The 15,968-nt window shown below is 72.4% G+C and carries 14 protein-coding genes; 2 read left to right on the top strand and 12 right to left on the bottom strand.

All coding sequences use genetic code 11. The features are described from left to right. Positions 1-86 precede the first annotated feature (86 nt). On the bottom strand, positions 87-1,367 hold the full coding sequence (locus DEJ32_RS00560; protein WP_110899977.1) for a deoxyguanosinetriphosphate triphosphohydrolase: 1,281 nt from the start codon (positions 1,365-1,367) through the stop codon (positions 87-89). Next, the gene (gene dusB, locus DEJ32_RS00555) at positions 1,364-2,515 is read right to left on the bottom strand and encodes a tRNA dihydrouridine synthase DusB (RefSeq protein WP_110899976.1); all 1,152 of its coding nucleotides are present in this window, start codon (positions 2,513-2,515) and stop codon (positions 1,364-1,366) included. Before dusB ends, DEJ32_RS00560 begins: the two co-directional genes overlap by 4 nt. Positions 2,516-2,562: 47 nt before the next feature. On the opposite strand from dusB, the gene DEJ32_RS00550 reads away from it, so the two are divergent. Then, entirely contained in the window at positions 2,563-3,051 is a 489-nt protein-coding gene (locus DEJ32_RS00550; RefSeq protein WP_110899975.1) for an aminoacyl-tRNA deacylase, read from the top strand. Between the two features lie 235 nt (positions 3,052-3,286). Here DEJ32_RS00550 and DEJ32_RS00545 read toward each other — a convergent pair whose 3' ends face one another. From DEJ32_RS00545 to DEJ32_RS00535, 3 genes are all read right to left on the bottom strand, one after another. Next, positions 3,287-4,006: a DsbA family protein gene (locus DEJ32_RS00545; protein WP_110899974.1), complete on the bottom strand. Its 720-nt coding sequence runs from the start codon at positions 4,004-4,006 to the stop codon at positions 3,287-3,289. A gap of 162 nt (positions 4,007-4,168) precedes the next feature. Next, a complete protein-coding gene (locus tag DEJ32_RS00540) occupies positions 4,169-5,554 on the bottom strand; it encodes a glycine--tRNA ligase (protein WP_110899973.1) in 1,386 nt (461 codons plus the stop codon). Between the two features lie 98 nt (positions 5,555-5,652). Further along, on the bottom strand, positions 5,653-6,741 hold the full coding sequence (locus tag DEJ32_RS00535) for an aminotransferase class V-fold PLP-dependent enzyme (RefSeq protein WP_110899972.1): 1,089 nt from the start codon (positions 6,739-6,741) through the stop codon (positions 5,653-5,655). A gap of 71 nt (positions 6,742-6,812) precedes the next feature. On the opposite strand from DEJ32_RS00535, the gene DEJ32_RS00530 reads away from it, so the two are divergent. Further along, positions 6,813-7,754, top strand: coding sequence for a LysR family transcriptional regulator (locus DEJ32_RS00530; RefSeq protein WP_110899971.1), 942 nt, complete (start codon positions 6,813-6,815; stop codon positions 7,752-7,754). 40 nt (positions 7,755-7,794) lie between these two features. On the opposite strand, the gene DEJ32_RS00525 is transcribed toward DEJ32_RS00530, so the two are convergent. The 7 genes from DEJ32_RS00525 to DEJ32_RS00495 form a co-directional block, all read right to left on the bottom strand. Beyond that, complete coding sequence (locus tag DEJ32_RS00525) at positions 7,795-8,595, bottom strand: isoprenyl transferase (protein ID WP_110825322.1); 801 nt, start codon at positions 8,593-8,595, stop codon at positions 7,795-7,797. Continuing rightward, positions 8,592-9,458: a DNA repair protein RecO gene (gene recO / locus DEJ32_RS00520; RefSeq protein WP_181420538.1), complete on the bottom strand. Its 867-nt coding sequence runs from the start codon at positions 9,456-9,458 to the stop codon at positions 8,592-8,594. Before recO ends, DEJ32_RS00525 begins: the two co-directional genes overlap by 4 nt. A gap of 210 nt (positions 9,459-9,668) precedes the next feature. Further along, a complete protein-coding gene (gene leuA / locus DEJ32_RS00515; RefSeq protein ID WP_110899970.1) occupies positions 9,669-11,438 on the bottom strand; it encodes a 2-isopropylmalate synthase in 1,770 nt (589 codons plus the stop codon). A gap of 262 nt (positions 11,439-11,700) precedes the next feature. Then, positions 11,701-13,095 carry an ABC transporter permease gene (locus DEJ32_RS00510; protein ID WP_110825319.1) on the bottom strand — a complete coding sequence of 465 codons (1,395 nt, stop codon included), beginning with the start codon at positions 13,093-13,095 and terminating at the stop codon, positions 11,701-11,703. Next, entirely contained in the window at positions 13,092-13,841 is a 750-nt protein-coding gene (locus tag DEJ32_RS00505; protein ID WP_110899969.1) for an ABC transporter ATP-binding protein, read from the bottom strand. The genes DEJ32_RS00510 and DEJ32_RS00505 overlap by 4 nt, the downstream gene beginning before the upstream one ends. A 108-nt stretch (positions 13,842-13,949) precedes the next feature. After that, positions 13,950-14,645 carry a response regulator transcription factor gene (locus DEJ32_RS00500; RefSeq protein ID WP_110889640.1) on the bottom strand — a complete coding sequence of 232 codons (696 nt, stop codon included), beginning with the start codon at positions 14,643-14,645 and terminating at the stop codon, positions 13,950-13,952. Then, entirely contained in the window at positions 14,642-15,883 is a 1,242-nt protein-coding gene (locus tag DEJ32_RS00495; protein ID WP_110900115.1) for a sensor histidine kinase, read from the bottom strand. The genes DEJ32_RS00500 and DEJ32_RS00495 overlap by 4 nt, the downstream gene beginning before the upstream one ends. Positions 15,884-15,968 lie beyond the last annotated feature (85 nt).

Below are 15,968 nucleotides of genomic sequence, written 5' to 3'. Positions count from 1 at the left end.
CGATTCTAGTTCGGCGGGCCGACGCCGGCGGACCGTGTGCACCCGCGTCGGGACACCGGTCCGCGCGGGCAACGGACCCGCTCCGGTCAGACGGCGATGGAGACCGTCTCGCGCTCCCCGACCACCAGCCGCTTGTGCCAGGCGAGCGCCCCCTGGTCGGTGAGGCTCGCCACCTGGTCCACCACGGCCCGGAGCCGTCCGGCGTCGTCCCCGGCGGCCCGCCAGTCGGCGGCGAACCCGGGCTCGAGTGCGGAGTCCTCGCGCGCGGCGATCGCGTCGAGCAGTTCGGTCAACACGCGCCGCTGGTCCTCGTACACGGGCTGCCGGTCGCCGTGCGTCATCACGAAGGCCGCGACGATGCCCTTGAGCACCGCGATCTCGCCGATGATCTCCGGCGGCGTGACGACGCTCGCGGCGAACCGCACGAGCGAGCCGGAGGCGTAGGACTCCCGCGTCGCCGTGGTCGCGGTCCGGGCGAAGCGGCCGATGAGCTGACTCGTCAGGTTCTTCAGGCGTGCCTGGTCCTGCCGCGAGCCGTCGTACGAGGTCATCCACAGCGACATCCCGCGCAGGCGGTCGAACGCCTCGAGGAGTTCGTCGCGGCTCAGGTCGTCGCCGACCCAGGCGTGCATGGCGGTGACGATGTCGTTCTCACCGACGCGGTCGCCGAGCGCAGCGACGTCGATGAAGCCCGCGACGACGGCGTCCTCGAAGTCGTGCACCGAGTACGCGATGTCGTCGGACAGGTCCATCACCTGGGCCTCGATGCACCGCTGTCGTCGCGGTGCGCCGGCGCGGAGCCAGGCGAAGGCCTCGTGGTCGTCGTCGTAGAAGCCGAACTTGGTCCGTCCCGACGACGCCTCGCCGACGCCCTGCGACGCCGGCCAGGGGTACTTGCAGCTGGCGTCGAGGGAGGCCCGGGTCAGGTTGAGCCCGTAGGCCCGGCCGTCGTCGCCGTAGACCTTCGGCTCGAGCCGGGTGAGCAACCGCAGCGTCTGCGCGTTGCCCTCGAACCCGCCGATGCCGGCGGCCCAGGCGTTGACCGCGGTCTCGCCGTTGTGGCCGAACGGCGGGTGCCCGATGTCGTGCGCGAGGCAGGCCGTGTCGACGACGTCCGGGTCGAGGCCCAGGCTGTCGGCGAGCTCGCGACCGACCTGCGCCACCTCGAGCGAGTGCGTCAGGCGGTTCCGGGCGAAGTCGAGCCCGGTGGTCGGGCTGAGGACCTGCGTCTTCGCGGCGAGGCGGCGCAGCGCGCTGGAGTGCAGCAGGCGGGCGCGGTCACGCGCGAAGTCGCTCCGCCGGCTGCTGTGCTGCTCGGGGAACCACCGGTCGGCGTCGGCCGGACCGTACGACGAGGTGGCGCTCATCCGCCGCTGTGGTGCATCTCGGCGGCGGCGAGGACCTTGCGGAACTCCGCGTCCACGTCGCGGCTCTCGAGCCACCGGTCGGGCAGTGCGGTGCGCTTGGCGTGGCCGGCACGGCCCCGCGGGCCCTCGACGTCGGCGCCCGGGTAGGGGGCGCTCCAGTCGAGCTTGCCGAGCAGGTCGTCGATCTCCTGCAGGCTCGACGCCATCGCGAGACCGGAACGGACCTCTCCGCCGATCGGGTACCCCTTGAAGTACCACGCCACGTGCTTCCGGATGTCCCGGCAGCCGTGCTCCTCGGACTCGAAGAACTCGACGAGCAGCTCGGCGTGCCGACGGAAGGCGACCGCGACGTCACCGAGGCTCGGTGCCGCACGGAGGTCCTCGCCCCGGAACGCCGCGGCGAGGTCGCCGAACAGCCACGGTCGGCCGAGGCACCCGCGTCCGACGACGACGCCGTCGCAACCGGTCTCGTCGACCATCCGGAGGGCGTCGGCCGCGGACCAGATGTCCCCGTTGCCGAGCACCGGGATGTCGGTGATCGTCTCCTTGAGGGTCGCGATCGCCGACCAATCGGCCTGGCCCGAGTAGTGCTCGTTGGCGGTGCGGGCGTGCAGGGCGACGCTCGCGACACCGGCGTCCCGCGCGATCTTCGCCGCGTCGAGGTAGGTGAGGTGGTCGCCGTCGATGCCCTTGCGCATCTTCACGGTGACCGGCACGTCGCCCGCGGCCGCGACGGTCTTCGTCACGAGGTCCCGGAACAGGTCGAGCTTCCACGGCAGGGCCGCACCGCCGCCCTTGCGCGTGACCTTCGGCACCGGGCACCCGAAGTTGAGGTCGATGTGGTCCGCGCGGTCCTCGCCGACCAGGATCGTGGCGGCCTCGGCGACGGTGTTCGGTTCGACGCCGTACAGCTGGATCGACCGCGGGGTCTCGGACTCGTGGTGCCGGATCAGCCGCATCGACTCGGGCGTCCGCTCCACCAGGGCACGGGAGGTGATCATCTCGCACACGTACAGCCCGGCGCCGTACTCGCGGCAGAGGCGGCGGTACGCCATGTTCGTGATGCCGGCCATCGGGGCGAGCACGACGGGCGCATCGACCTGGATCGGGCCGATGCGCAGGGGTGCTGCTGCTTGTGTGATCGTCATACCTCGCCCATTCTCCCACGTCGGCTGCCGCCGGTAGCGTTCTCCACATGACCGATCCCGATGCCGTCTCCCGCTTCGACGCCGACGCTGCCGCCCGGGGCCTCGACGTCCAGGTCGTCGAGCGTCCCGCGGCCGATTCGCTCGAGGGCGCCGCCGCCCTGCTCGGCATCGACCCCGGCGACATCGTGAAGACCCTCGTGGTGAAGCGGCACGACGGTGGCTTCCTGCTCGCCCTCGTCCCCGGCGGCCGGAGCATCGCCTGGAAGAAGCTCCGCACCGTCGTCGGCGTGAACAAGCTGTCGATGCCCGACGCGGCCACGGCCCTCGAGGCCAGCGGCTACGAGCGCGGCACCATCACCCCGATCGGCGCGACCGGCGACCTGCCGGTGTACGCCGACGAGCGGGTGCTCGGCCGACGGATCGCACTGGGAGCGGGTCGCCAGGGTGCGAGCGCGTTCGTCGACGGCGACGCACTCGTCGCCGCCTACGGCGCGACGATCGCGGACATCACCGACGAGGAGCCCGCCCGCCCCTGACGGAGCCCGCGTCAGTCCGGGACCTCGGACCAGTCCCCCTCGGCGCCCGGCACGAAGCACGAGTCGCCCTCGCAGACGGGGGCGCCGCCGGCCGTGACCAACGTCAGGATGGCGGGTCGTCCCTCTCCCCACGAGCTCGGCCGCCCCGCCGCTTCGCGACGCGTCGGTACCGGCTCGCGTGGGCCCAGACCGGCCGGGAGGCCCGACGCGGCACCCATCGGGCCCGTCGCGCCCGTCATCGGGTCACCTCGGCGTCCGCTGCCGCGTCGTCCTCGGCGCGCTGGGCGGCCTCGGCCACCTCGGCGGGGGTCGACTCCCGGAGGGCGACCACCTGGCGGAGGACCTGCTCGAACGCCGCCGGGTCCTGGGCACCCGAGACGCCGTACTTGCCGTCGATGACGAAGAACGGGACGCCGTTGATGCCGTACGCCTGGGCCTGCGCCTGGTCGGCACGGACCGCGGCGAGCTGGGTGTCGTCGCGGAGGGTGGCGAGCACCTCGTCACGGTCGAGTCCGACCTCGGCGGCCAGGTCGGCCAGCGACTCGTCCTGCCCGACGTGTTCGCCGCGCTCGAAGTAGGCGGTGAAGAGGCGCTCGACCATCTCGAGCTGCTTGCCGTGCTGCTTGGCCACGTGGATGACCTGGTGCGCCTTGACGGTGTTCGTGTGCCGCAGGGCGTCGTAGTCGTAGTGCAGGTCGACCTGGGCGGCGATGCCGGCGACCTGGTCGATCATCTGCTGCGCCTGCTGCACCGGCAGGCCCTTGTGCTGCGAGAGGAACTCGGCCTCGGTGCCCTCGAAGTCGACGGGGGTGTCCGGGCTCAGTTCGAAGGAGTGGTACTCGACCTCGACCGGGCCGCCGAACGCGGAGACGCCCGCCTCGAACTTGCGCTTGCCGATGTAGCACCAGGGGCAGGCGATGTCCGACCAGACATCGACCTTCACAGTGTCGCTCATGCTCACCCCAACGCGCGCCGGCGTTCCCCATTCCCGCCCCGCCGGCGTCGTTCGGCACCGCACGACCAGGACCGCCCCGAACCGACGGATCCCGTGGTTCGAGGCGGTCTTGGTCGTGCGAGTCCGATCGGCGCCGGCCGACGGAACGGCACCGGCCGCGTGCTACGCGCCGAGCAGCCGCTCCGCCAGGTACCCCTGCAAGCGGTCGAGGCCGACGCGCTCCTGGCCCATCGTGTCGCGCTCGCGCACCGTCACGGCCTTGTCCTCGAGCGTGTCGAAGTCGACCGTGATGCAGAACGGCGTGCCGATCTCGTCGTGGCGACGGTAGCGGCGGCCGATCGCACCGGCGTCGTCGAAGTCGACGTTCCAGTTCTTGCGGAGGTCGTCCGCCAGGCCGCGGGCGACCGGCGAGAGCTGCTCGTTGCGGGACAGCGGGAGCACCGCGGCCTTGACGGGTGCCAGGCGCGGGTCGAGGCGCAGGACCGTGCGCTTGTCGACGCCGCCCTTCGCGTTCGGGGCCTCGTCCTCGGAGTACGAGTCGAGCAGGAACGCCATGAGGGCACGGGTCAGGCCGAAGGACGGCTCGATGACGTACGGGACGTACTTCTCGTTCGCGGCCTGGTCGAAGTAGCGGAGGTCCTGGCCCGACGCCTCGATGTGGTTCTTCAGGTCGAAGTCGGTGCGGTTGGCCACGCCCATGAGCTCGCCCCATTCGGTGCCGGCGAAGCCGAAGCGGTACTCGATGTCGGCGGTGGCGTCGGAGTAGTGCGCCCGCTCGCCGTCCGGCACGTCGAAGCGGCGGAGGTTCTCCGGGTCGATGCCGAGGTCGGTGTAGAACGCGACGGCGTCCGCGATCCACTGCTCGTAGTGCTCCTCGGCCGAGGCCGGCGGCACGAAGTACTCGATCTCCATCTGCTCGAACTCGCGGGTGCGGAAGATGAAGTTGCCCGGCGTGATCTCGTTGCGGAACGCCTTGCCGACCTGGCCGATGCCGAACGGGGGCTTCATGCGGCTGGTCGTGACGACCTGCGCGAAGTCGACGAAGATGCCCTGCGCGGTCTCGGGACGGAGGAAGTTCAGGCCCTCCTCGGACTCGACCGGGCCGAGGTACGTCTTGAGCATGCCGGAGAACTCGCGGGGCTCGGTCCACTCGCCGCGGGTGCCGCAGTTCGGGCACGCGACCTCGGCCATGCCGCCCTCGGGGGCGCGGCCCTTCTTCGCCTCGAACGCCTCGAGCAGGTGGTCCTCGCGGAAGCGGTGGTGGCAGTGCAGGCACTCGACGAGCGGGTCGGTGAACGTCGCGACGTGCCCGGAGGCCTCCCACACCTTGCGGGGCAGGATGACGGCGGAGTCGAGGCCGACCATGTCACCGCGGCCGCGGACGAACCGCTGCCACCACTGGCGCTTGATGTTCTCCTTGAGCTCCACGCCGAGGGGCCCGTAGTCCCACGCGGAGCGGGATCCGCCGTAGATCTCCCCCGACTGGAAGACGAAGCCACGGCGCTTGGCCAGGGCGATGACGCTGTCGAGACGGGAGGGCTGTGCCACGGAGAGCTCCTGTGTTCGCCGAGCTGGGTGCTCGGTGTGCGGGCGGACCCGGCAATGCTAGCGGCCCGGGAGGCCCGCCCAGGCTCCTCCTCGGCTCGTCACGGTTCCGACGTGGCCGGCTCCTCCCCTGCCAGCGCCGCGACCACGGCGGACACGTCGTCCTCGTCGTTCCAGTGGTGGAACGCGATGCGGAGGCGGCCGGCCCGACCCGAGGCGGTGAGCCCCGCAGCGGTCACCGCCCGGAGTGCCGTCCCGTCGGCGTCCGGGAACGTGACGATCGCCTGCCCCTCGACACCGCCGCCGGCCGCAGCACCGACACCGCGCCCCTGCCGCGGCGACCCGAGCGCGTCGCAGAGCCGGTCCGCGAGACCGGTGGCGTGCCTCCAGGTCGAGCGCTGGTCGAGGGCCACGGCGTGCCGGAGCGCCGCCACCGCGCCGGGCCACGCCTGCCAGGCCGGGGAGACGTCGAACCGGCGTGCGTCGTCGGCCAGGCGCATGGCGGGGCCGTAGCAGGACGACCACACGTCCTCGCCCGCGTACCACCCGGCCTGCACGGGGCGCAGCCGACCGAGTGCCTCGTCCGAGAGCGTCATGAACGCGACGCCGCGCGGGGCGCACAACCACTTGTAGGCGTGCGTGAGCGTCACGTCGAAGGGCGCGGCGGAGACGGGCAGCACCCCGGCCGCCTGCGTCAGGTCGCAGAGCGTGAGCGCACCAACCCGCCGGGCCACGGCGACGACCGGGTCCGGGTCGGTGACGACGCCGCTCGCGGACTGCACGGCGGACCAGACGACGAGCGCGGTGTCCGGTCCGACGGACGCCGCGAGTCGGTCGAGCGGGACGCTGCGCACGCGGACACCGCGGTGGGCCTGCGCCAGGAAGGGGAACACGACCGAGCTGAAGTCACCGTCGGGGACGACGACCTCGGCACCGTCGGGCAGGGCGTCGGCGACGACGGCAGCCATCACGGACGTCTGGGAGCCGGTCGCGACCTGCGCCGCCGGGACGCCGACGAGGGACGCGAACAGGGCGCGCCCCTCCTCCACGAGGGCGCCGTAGCGGGCCGGGGAGGTCTCGGCGCGCGACCACGCGTCGAGGTCGGCGCGCTGGGCGGTGAGGGTGCCGAGCGTCGGGAGGCCTGCGGTGCACGCCGCGAGGTAGCCGCGGCCGTCGGGGAACGAGTCCATGTCCGACAGGGTCCTCCCGACCGACCCATCACGCCAGAGCATCCTGCTTGTGCCACCGGTAACATGACGTAATGGACGAGATCGATCCGCAGCTGCTCCGGGTCCTCCGCGCCGTCGCGGACCACGGTTCGATCACGCGTGCGGCGACCTCCCTGGGCTCGAGCCAACCCGCCGTCAGCCAGCTGCTGACCCGCGCGGAGCAGCGGCTCGGGCACGCGCTCGTCCTCCGTGGCGGCCGCGGTGCCACGCTCACGCACGCCGGGCAGGTGCTCGCCGACCACGCCCTGCACGTGCAGGCAGCGCTGACCGCCGCGCGCGAGGACCTGGACGCCGTCGGCGGCCTCACCCGCGGTCGCGTCCGGCTGGCCGGGTTCCCGAGCGCCTCCTCGGGCCTCGTGCCCACGGTGCTCGCGCGGCTGGCGGTGACGGCGCCGGGCGTACGGACCTCGTACGTCGAGGTCGAGCCGCCCGAGGCGCTCGACCTGGTCCGCAGTGGCGAGGTCGACGTCGCCCTCACGTTCACCTACGTCGGGGACGAGGTCGGCGCCGTCCCCGACCCCGGGCTCGTCACCCGGGCGCTCGGACGCGACCCGCTCGCGCTGGTGACGCCGGTCGACGCGGGTCGGCCGGGAGGCCCGGACACCGCCCGCGTCGCCGGCGCCGCCGTCGTCGACCTCGCGGCCCATCGGGACGACCGGTGGATCGGCGGCTGCCCGCGCTGCCGTGGCCACCTGCTCGCCTCGTGCGCGACGGCGGGGTTCACGCCGGACATCGTCCTCGAGACCGACAACGCGGCCGCGGTGGTGGGGCTCGTCGCCGCCGGGCTCGGAGTGGCGCTGCTCCCCCGGCTGGCGCTCGCGACGACGGTCATCCCCGCCGGTGTCGCGATCGACCCCGTCGACGACGACCTGGCCCGACGCGTCGAGGTCGTCGTCGCCCGCGGCGCCGAGCGCGTGCCGAGCGTCCGCGCCGCCCTCGACGCCGCGCGGTCGGCGGCACACCTCCTCGCCTGACCGGGCGGTCACACGCACCGGCCTCGGCTGCGCGGGCGGCCTAGGCCGTCGGGGTGTCCACCGCGCCGCCGTACCGACGGTCGCGGCGGGCGTACTCCTCGATCGCGCCCCACAGGTCGGAGCGACGGAAGTCGGGCCACAGCCGGTCGAGGAACACCATCTCGGCGTAGGCCGACTGCCAGAGCAGGAAGTTGCTCGTCCGCTGCTCCCCCGAGCTCCGGAGGAAGAGGTCCACGTCGGGCAGCTCGGGGACGTACAGCCGCTTCGCCAGGGTCTTCTCCGTCACCTGGCTCGGCTTGAGGCGTCCGGCGGCGACGTCGTCCGCGATCGAGCGCACGGCGTCGGCGATCTCGTTGCGTCCGCCGTAGTTGACGCACATCGTGAGCGTGAGGACGTCGTTGCCCGCGGTCAGCTCCTCGGCGGTCTGCAGCTCGTCGATGACGCTCCGCCACAGCCTCGGCGTGCGACCCGCCCACCGGACGCGCACGCCCCACTCGTGCAGCTGGTCGCGCCGACGGCGGATGACGTCCCGGTTGAAGCCCATGAGGAACCGGACCTCCTCCGGTGAGCGCTTCCAGTTCTCGGTCGAGAACGCGTACGCCGACACGTGCGTGACGCCGATCTGGATCGCGCCGGCCACCACGTCGAGCAGCGAGGCCTCGCCGGCCTTGTGTCCCTCGATGCGGGTGAGTCCGCGCTGGTTCGCCCACCGACCGTTGCCGTCCATGACGATCGCAACGTGCTCGGGGACGAAGCGCCCCGGGATGGCGGGCGGCTGCTCGCCCGTCCAGTCGACCGGCAGGAAGGACTCCGGCTCGGCAGCGGGACGGCGAGGGCTCATGCGCGGGTTCCTTCGGGTTCGGGCGGTGCGGGTACGGCGCCGGGGTCCGCCGGGTAGGGCGTCGGCACCGGCGGCGCCGGCACCGCTGCCACCGCCGCCGGCACCCCGCCCGGGTGCGGGGCCAGGGGCGACGGGTGCTCGGTGCGGTCGACGTGCGGCAACGACCGGAGCGATCGTTCCAGGTGCCACTGCGCGTACGCCGCGACCACGCCGGAGGCCCGGGATCTCGTCCGCTCGTCCGTCGCGTCGACGGTCCCCCAGTCACCGGCGAGCAGCGACCCGAGGACGTCGAGCGTCGCGGGGTCCAGGCGCGGTGTGCCGGGAGGCGCGGCCGAGTCCGCCACGACCCCGCCGAGCTGCACGACGAACGCCGAGTGCGGCCCGGGCTCCCCGGTGACGGCACAGTCGCTGAACGACGGCGCCCACCCCGCGATGCTCATCGCGCGGAGCAGGTACGAGTCGAGGGTCGCGCTCGGCTGGTGTTCCCCGCGCGACAGCGACCGCAGGGCACCGACGAGCAGCAGGTACTGCTGGAGCCCGGCGTCCGCCTCGCTCAGTCGGTCGGCGGTCTCGACCATCGCACTCGCCGCCGTGTACGCGCCGTAGTCGGCGACGATGCGGGCCCCGTACGCGCCCAGGGACTCGGCCTGCGTGACGATGTCGAGCGACCGGCCCTCGTAGAACTGGGCGTCGACGACCATGAACGGTTCGAGCCGCGAGCCGAACTTCGACGCGGTGCGCCGGACGCCCTTCGCGACGGCCCGGATCTTGCCGTGCTGCCGGCTCAGCATGGTGACGATGCGGTCGGCCTCACCGAGCTTGTGGGTGCGCAACACGACGCACTCGTCCCGGTACAGCGGCATGACCCCAGTATCCCCCGCCCGACCGACACGACCTGCCCGCTGGTCGCCGCGGTCGCACGACGCGCCGCGCGCAGGTCGCCCAGGTCGCAGGACGTGTCGGCCCGGCGCGCTCCGGGCGGCAGGTCGTGCGACTTCAACGCACGGACGGGACCGGCGCACGGACGGGAGGCGCAGGGCGGACCCGCACCGCGCCTCCCGTCCGCCGCGGTGCTACGCGGAGACGAGCTCCGGCGCACCGGAGGCCGCACCGGCGCGCACGGCACGGTTCACCGCGGACACGATCGCCTTGAGCGACGCGGTGGCGATGTCGGCGTCGATCCCGACGCCCCAGAGCCGGACGCCGTCGACGTCGAGTTCCACGTACGACGCCGCCTTCGCGTCCCCGGAGGCGCTCATCGTGTGCTCGGAGTAGTCGTACAGCGTGACGGCGACGCCCTGCTCCGCCATCACGGAGAGGAAGGCGTCGATCGGACCCGTGCCGACCGCTTCGGACGTGACCGAGCCCTCGTCGACGCGCATCGCGACGGACAGCTTCGTGGTTCCGTCGAAGTCGCTCGAGGTCGCGGTCTTCGTGATCTCGTAGCGGCCCCACTTGTCGTCGTCGACGTGCGCGGGCAGGTACTCGTCGGAGAACAGCTCCCAGATCCGCTCGGACGTGAACTCGCCGCCCTCGGCGTCGGTCCGCCGCTGCACGACCCCGGAGAACTCGATCTGCAGCTTGCGGGGCAGGTCGAGCGCGTGGTCGGTCTTCAGCAGGTACGCGACACCGCCCTTGCCGGACTGCGAGTTCACCCGGATGACGGCCTCGTACGAGCGGCCGATGTCCTTCGGGTCGACCGGCAGGTACGGGACGGCCCAGACGACGTCGTCGACACCGACGCCCTCGGCGGCCGCACGGGCCTCGAGCGCCTCGAGGCCCTTCTTGATCGCGTCCTGGTGCGACCCGCTGAACGCGGTGTAGACGAGGTCGCCCGCCCACGGCTGGCGCTCCGGCACCGGCAGCTGGTTGCAGTACTCGACCGTGCGCTTGACCTGGTCGATGTCCGACAGGTCCACCTCCGGGTCGATGCCCTGCGTGAACAGGTTCATCCCGAGGGCGACCAGGTCGACGTTGCCGGTGCGCTCCCCGTTGCCGAACAGGCAGCCCTCGATGCGGTCGGCACCGGCCATGTAGCCGAGCTCGGCGGCGGCGACGGCGGTGCCGCGGTCGTTGTGCGGGTGCAGCGACAGGATGACGTCCTCGCGGTGGGCGAGGTGGCGTGACATCCACTCGATCGAGTCGGCGTAGACGTTCGGCGTCGCCATCTCGACGGTCGCGGGCAGGTTGACGATGACCTTGCGCTCGGGGGTCGGCTCGAAGACCTCGAGCACGGCGTTGCAGATCTGCACCGCGACCTCGAGCTCGGTGCCCGTGTAGGACTCCGGCGAGTACTCGTAGTAGACCGTCGTGCCGTGCTGCAGCCGGGCCTCCGCTGCCTTGCACATGTGCGCCCCGGCGACGGCGATGTCGATGACGCCCTGCACGTCGGTGCGGAAGACGACCTCGCGCTGCACGATGCTCGTCGAGTTGTACAGGTGCACGATGGCCTGCTTCGCGCCGTCGATCGCCTCGTACGTGCGGTCGATGAGGTGCTCGCGCGCCTGCGTCAGGACCTGGATCGTGACATCCTCGGGGATGGCGCCCTCGTCGATGAGCGACCGGACGAAGTCGAAGTCGGTCTGCGAGGCGCTCGGGAACCCGACCTCGATCTCCTTGTAGCCCATCTGCACGAGCAGGTCGAACATCGCCCGCTTGCGTTCGGCGTCCATCGGGTCGATGAGGGCCTGGTTGCCGTCACGCAGGTCGACGGCGCACCAGCGCGGCGCGCGGTCGATGCGCTTGGTCGGCCAGGTCCGGTCGGGCAGGTCGACGGTGATCTGCTCGGAGAAGGGGACGTACTTGTGGATCGGCATCCCGGAGGGGCGCTGTGCGTTCTGCATCGGTTCGCTTTCGTCGGTGTGGTTCAGGAGCGGCCACGACGGACTCCGCGACGAGGTGGGCCGGTTGTCAGGCCTCGTCGCGGCGACGAAGGAGGAGGAGGAGTGCCGAGGACATCGGGTTCACGCTAGCACCGGAGGTGGCCGCCGGCGCACTGTGTGACGGGAGGCGCACGGACGGGAGGCCCACCACCGGTCCGGTGGTGGGCCTCCCGTCCGGCACGGCCGAGCCGCCGCTGGCGCGTCGCACCGGACCGGCGGCCGCTCAGTCGACCGCGAGCGCCTCCGTCGGTGGCACACGCATCGCGCGTCGCACCGGCGCGACCGTCGCGACGACCGCGAGGACGAGCGCCCCGACCACGACGATCGCGATCGTCAGCGGCGGCAGGACGGGCGTGACGACCGAGCCGAGCACGCCGAGCAGCGTCTGCCCGCCGAGCCACCCGTAGAACGTGCCGAGCACGAGCCCGGTGACGACGGCGGCGACCACCATCTGCACGGCCTCGGTGACGATCATCCGACGGACCTGCACACCGGTCAGTCCGAGCACGCGGAGCAGCCCGAGCTCCCGACGGCGCTGCAGGACGCCGAGCGCGAGGGCGTTGACGACCCCGACGGCGGCGATCACGGCCGAGAACCCGACGATCACGCTCACGACGGCGTTGAGCTGCTCGAAGAAGCTCCGCTGCTCCTCGAGCATCGCGGGCGTCATGCCGTCCACGCCGGACAGGGTCGACTCGGTGACGTGCTGCATGATGCCGAGCGCCACGGCGAAGGTCACGAGCAGCGTGACGCCGATGACGAGCCCGATGGTGGCACGGGCGGACCGCGCCGGAGCACGCATGGCGTTGCGCCCGGCGAGCAGGACCACCGGGTCGTGCGCGCCGATCCGGCCGATCGCCTGCAGCACCGGGGGCATGACGATCGTCGCGCCGACGGCGACCCCGGCGAAGGAGACGAAGCCGCCGAGCGCCGCCGGCAGGACGGCGAGCGGGGTGACGGCGCTCAGCGCGAGCCCGAGGACGGCGAGGAGCGCGCCGCCGGACATGAGGACGATCGCCCAGACCTTGCGCGCTGTGCCGGACCGGACGTCGTCGTGGCTCGGCTCGACGCTCGACGACAGGGCCTCGAGCGGGGTGACCGTGAGCACGCGGCGCGACCCCGCGGCGAAGGCGCCCCAGGTCGCGAGGACCACCGCGACCACCGGCAGGACGAGCTCCCACGGCACGAGGGTGTACGAGCGGTCCGGCAGGAAGCCGTTCCCGCGGAGGACGGTCACGAACACCGCCGACAGCCCCGTGCCGACCAGGGCGCCGACGACCCCGCCGACCAGCCCGACGAGCAGCCCGGTGCGGGTGATGCGGGACCGGATGGACGCCCCCGTGGCGCCGACGAGCCGCTGCAGGGCGATGACGCGGGTCTGCCCGGCGATGAGGGTCGCGCACGTGTTGGCGGTGACGATCGCCCCGACGTACAGGGCGATGCCGAGGAAGAGCCACCCGATCACCGAGAGGATCGCCTTGACGGTGGCGACGTCGTCCAGCGGGCTCATCGCCATCGCCTCGGTGACGATGCCGGGTGCGATGACGAGCGCGGAGCCGAACGTCGTGCCGAGCGCCGCGACGAGGACGGTCGGAGCGAACTGTCGGAGCCCGTTCACGCGGCGGCCTCCATCCCGAGCATCGTGGCGGAGATGTCCGCTGCTGCCATCGCGGGGCGGTCGGCGACGATCCGGCCGTCGGCCAGGAACAGGATCCGGTCCGCGTTCGCCGCCGCCACGGGGTCGTGCGTGACCATCACGACGCTCTGCCCCCAGTCGGCGACCGCACCGCGCAGGATGGCGAGCACGTCACGGCCGGTGCGGGAGTCGAGCGCGCCGGTCGGCTCGTCGGCGACCACGACGGCGGGTCGGGAGGCCAGCGCGCGGGCGATGGCGACGCGCTGCTGCTGCCCGCCGGAGAGCTGGTGGGGTCGGTGTGTGAGACGGTTGCCGAGGCCGAGCATCTCGACGAGGCGGTCGATCCACACCGACTCCTCGCGGTCCGGCTTGTGGCCGCCGAGCAGGAACGGCAGCCGGATGTTCTCGCTGACGTCGAGCGTCGGCACGAGATTGAAGGACTGGAACACGAAGCCGAGACGGCGACGACGGAGTTCGGTGAGTTCCCGGTCGCCGAGGCCGGTGATGTCCGTGCCGTCGATGGTGATGCGACCGGACGACACCTGGTCGAGTCCGGCGGCGACGTGCATGAGGGTGGACTTGCCGGAGCCGGACGGGCCCATGACGGCGGTGAACTCGCCCGCGCCGATGTCGACGCTGACGTCGTCGAGCGCCGTCACCCGGCGCGAGGCGTCACCGTAGTGCTTGGACACGTGGTCGAGACGGATGATCGGAGCGTGGTTGGTCATGGCTCCACGATCGCGTCCGGGAGGACCGTCCCGCGTCCGTCGCCTGGCTCGCGTCCGTCATCCGTTCGGCTCGGTTCCCCCGTCCGGGTCCGCCTGACGGATGATGTTTCAGTCGCCCTTGGTGACGAGCCCGTACTCGTGGGCGAAGACGACCAGGCGGACGCGGTCCCGCAGTTCGAGCTTCGTCAGGACCCGCGAGATGTGGGTCTTCACGGTCGCCTCGCTGACGTACTCGTGCTTCGCGATCTCGGCGTTGCTGAACCCCCGGGCCGCGAGGTCGAAGATCTCGCGCTCGCGGGGCGTCAGGTCCGCGAAGGCGGGCGGCACGCTCTGCCGCTGCTCTGCCGGGTCCTCGTAGCGACGCAGGAGCTCGCGGGTCGCCGAGGCCGCGAACACCGTCGTGCCCGCGTGCACCGTGCGGATCGCCGCGAGCAGGAACTCGGGGTCGGCGTCCTTCAGCACGAAGCCGCTCGCACCGGCCCGGATGGCCTTCGCGGCGGCTTCGTCGAAGTCGAAGGTGGTGAGGACGAGCACCTTGGCGGACGCACCGCTGTCGACGATCCTGGCCGTGGCGGTGATGCCGTCCATGACCGGCATGCGGACGTCCATGAGCACGACGTCCGGGCGGCTCTGCCGGACGAGTTCCACGCCCTCCGCGCCGTCACCCGCTTCGCCGACGAACTGCAGGTCGGGCTGCGACCCGATGAGCATCCGGATCCCGGTGCGGAAGAGTGCCTGGTCGTCGACGAGGGCGACGCGGATCCGTGCCGGCTCGGTGCTGCTCGTGCTGTCCGCGGTGGTCATCTCGTGCTGCGCTCCTGATCGGTGGACGGGATCGTGGCCCGGGGCATCTGCCCGGTGGCGGGTTGGGCGGGCATCCGGACCTCGACGGCGAAGTCGTCGCCTCGGGGTCCCGCGGTCATGCTCCCGCCGGACATGGTGGCACGCTCGCGCATGCCGACGAGTCCGTGTCCGGTACCGGGTCCCGGTCGGTCGTCCTCGGCGCGGCGGTTCACGACGGCGATCTCGACCGTGTCCGGGCGGTAGGTCAGTCTGGCCCGGACGGGTGCACCGCGCGCGCCGTGCTTGTACGCGTTCGTCAGGCTCTCCTGCACGATGCGGTACACGGCGAGCTGCGTGGTCGTCGGCAGCGCGGACGGGTCGCCCTCGCGCTCGACCTGCACGTCGAGGCCGACCTCCCGCATCTGGCCGACGAGCTGTTCGATGTCGTCGACGTCCGGCGTGGGCGCGGTGCCCTGCTCGTGGCGGAGTGCTCCGAGCAGCTCGCGGACGTCCCCGAGGGCCCGACGTGCGGTCGACCCGATCGTGCCGAGTGCTTCGTCGGCGAGGGACGGGTCGGCGCGCAGGGCGTACCGTGCGCCGTCGGCCTGGGCGATCACCACCGCGAGTGAGTGCGCCACGATGTCGTGCATGTCGCGGGCGATGCGGACCCGTTCCTGCTCGATCGCCACGGCGCGGTCGGCCCGGGCGGCGTCACGCTCGGCGAGCAGCTGCGCCTCCCGGCTCATGCCCGCGGCACGCCGGGCGCGGGCGACGACACCACCGAGCCACGGCAGGAGGAGGACGGCGAGGACGATGACGAGGTACGCCAGCAGCGTCTTCAGCGTCTGGTCCCACGCGTCGGCCTGCGAGGACCCGTAGTCGACCTGCCGGGCCCACTCCTGGGCCGCCGAGTAGACCGCCGCGACCACGCTCCCGAGGACGGCCGACACGAGCCCGGCGACGCGGGTCTTCCGACCGCCGTACGCGCTCGTCGTGTACATGACGCCCGCGATCATGATGTCGAAGAGGTTGCCGCGCTGCGCCGTCACCATCTGGAACACCGCGGTCAGCCACGCGAGCGCGAGCGCCAGACCGGGAGCGGACCGCCGCAGCGCGAGCGCGACGACGAAGCCGCCGATGGCCGCGAGGATGACGACCTGGTCGACCCCGCCGACCGACAGCACGGCGAAGACCCCGCCGGCGAAGAGGGCGATCAGGACGTCGACCACGACCTGGTTGCGGAGCATCGGACGGAACACCTGACCACGGTAGGCGGCGGGATGCGTCGCGCGCGTCCGACGACGGGATGACCCCTGCTCCGCGGTCCGCATCGGCCTGGTCCGG

Source organism: Curtobacterium sp. MCPF17_046 (assembly GCF_003224295.1).
In the GTDB taxonomy this organism is placed as follows: domain Bacteria; phylum Actinomycetota; class Actinomycetes; order Actinomycetales; family Microbacteriaceae; genus Curtobacterium.
Note: the sequence above shows the minus strand (reverse complement) of the source record. Positions and strands in the feature narration are given on the sequence as shown.

What these genes read in the sequence shown, in the direction of transcription:
- leuA (WP_110899970.1), bottom strand. Translation starts at nt 11,438, where the DNA reads ATGCAGAACGCACAGCGCCCCTCCGGGATGCCGATCCACAAGTACGTC.
- recO (WP_181420538.1), bottom strand. Translation starts at nt 9,458, where the DNA reads ATGCCGCTGTACCGGGACGAGTGCGTCGTGTTGCGCACCCACAAGCTC.
- DEJ32_RS00560 (WP_110899977.1), bottom strand. Translation starts at nt 1,367, where the DNA reads ATGAGCGCCACCTCGTCGTACGGTCCGGCCGACGCCGACCGGTGGTTC.
- dusB (WP_110899976.1), bottom strand. Translation starts at nt 2,515, where the DNA reads ATGACGATCACACAAGCAGCAGCACCCCTGCGCATCGGCCCGATCCAG.
- DEJ32_RS00505 (WP_110899969.1), bottom strand. Translation starts at nt 13,841, where the DNA reads ATGACCAACCACGCTCCGATCATCCGTCTCGACCACGTGTCCAAGCAC.
- DEJ32_RS00530 (WP_110899971.1), top strand. Translation starts at nt 6,813, where the DNA reads ATGGACGAGATCGATCCGCAGCTGCTCCGGGTCCTCCGCGCCGTCGCG.
- DEJ32_RS00500 (WP_110889640.1), bottom strand. Translation starts at nt 14,645, where the DNA reads ATGACCACCGCGGACAGCACGAGCAGCACCGAGCCGGCACGGATCCGC.
- DEJ32_RS00550 (WP_110899975.1), top strand. Translation starts at nt 2,563, where the DNA reads ATGACCGATCCCGATGCCGTCTCCCGCTTCGACGCCGACGCTGCCGCC.
- DEJ32_RS00545 (WP_110899974.1), bottom strand. Translation starts at nt 4,006, where the DNA reads ATGAGCGACACTGTGAAGGTCGATGTCTGGTCGGACATCGCCTGCCCC.
- DEJ32_RS00525 (WP_110825322.1), bottom strand. Translation starts at nt 8,595, where the DNA reads ATGAGCCCTCGCCGTCCCGCTGCCGAGCCGGAGTCCTTCCTGCCGGTC.
- DEJ32_RS00535 (WP_110899972.1), bottom strand. Translation starts at nt 6,741, where the DNA reads ATGGACTCGTTCCCCGACGGCCGCGGCTACCTCGCGGCGTGCACCGCA.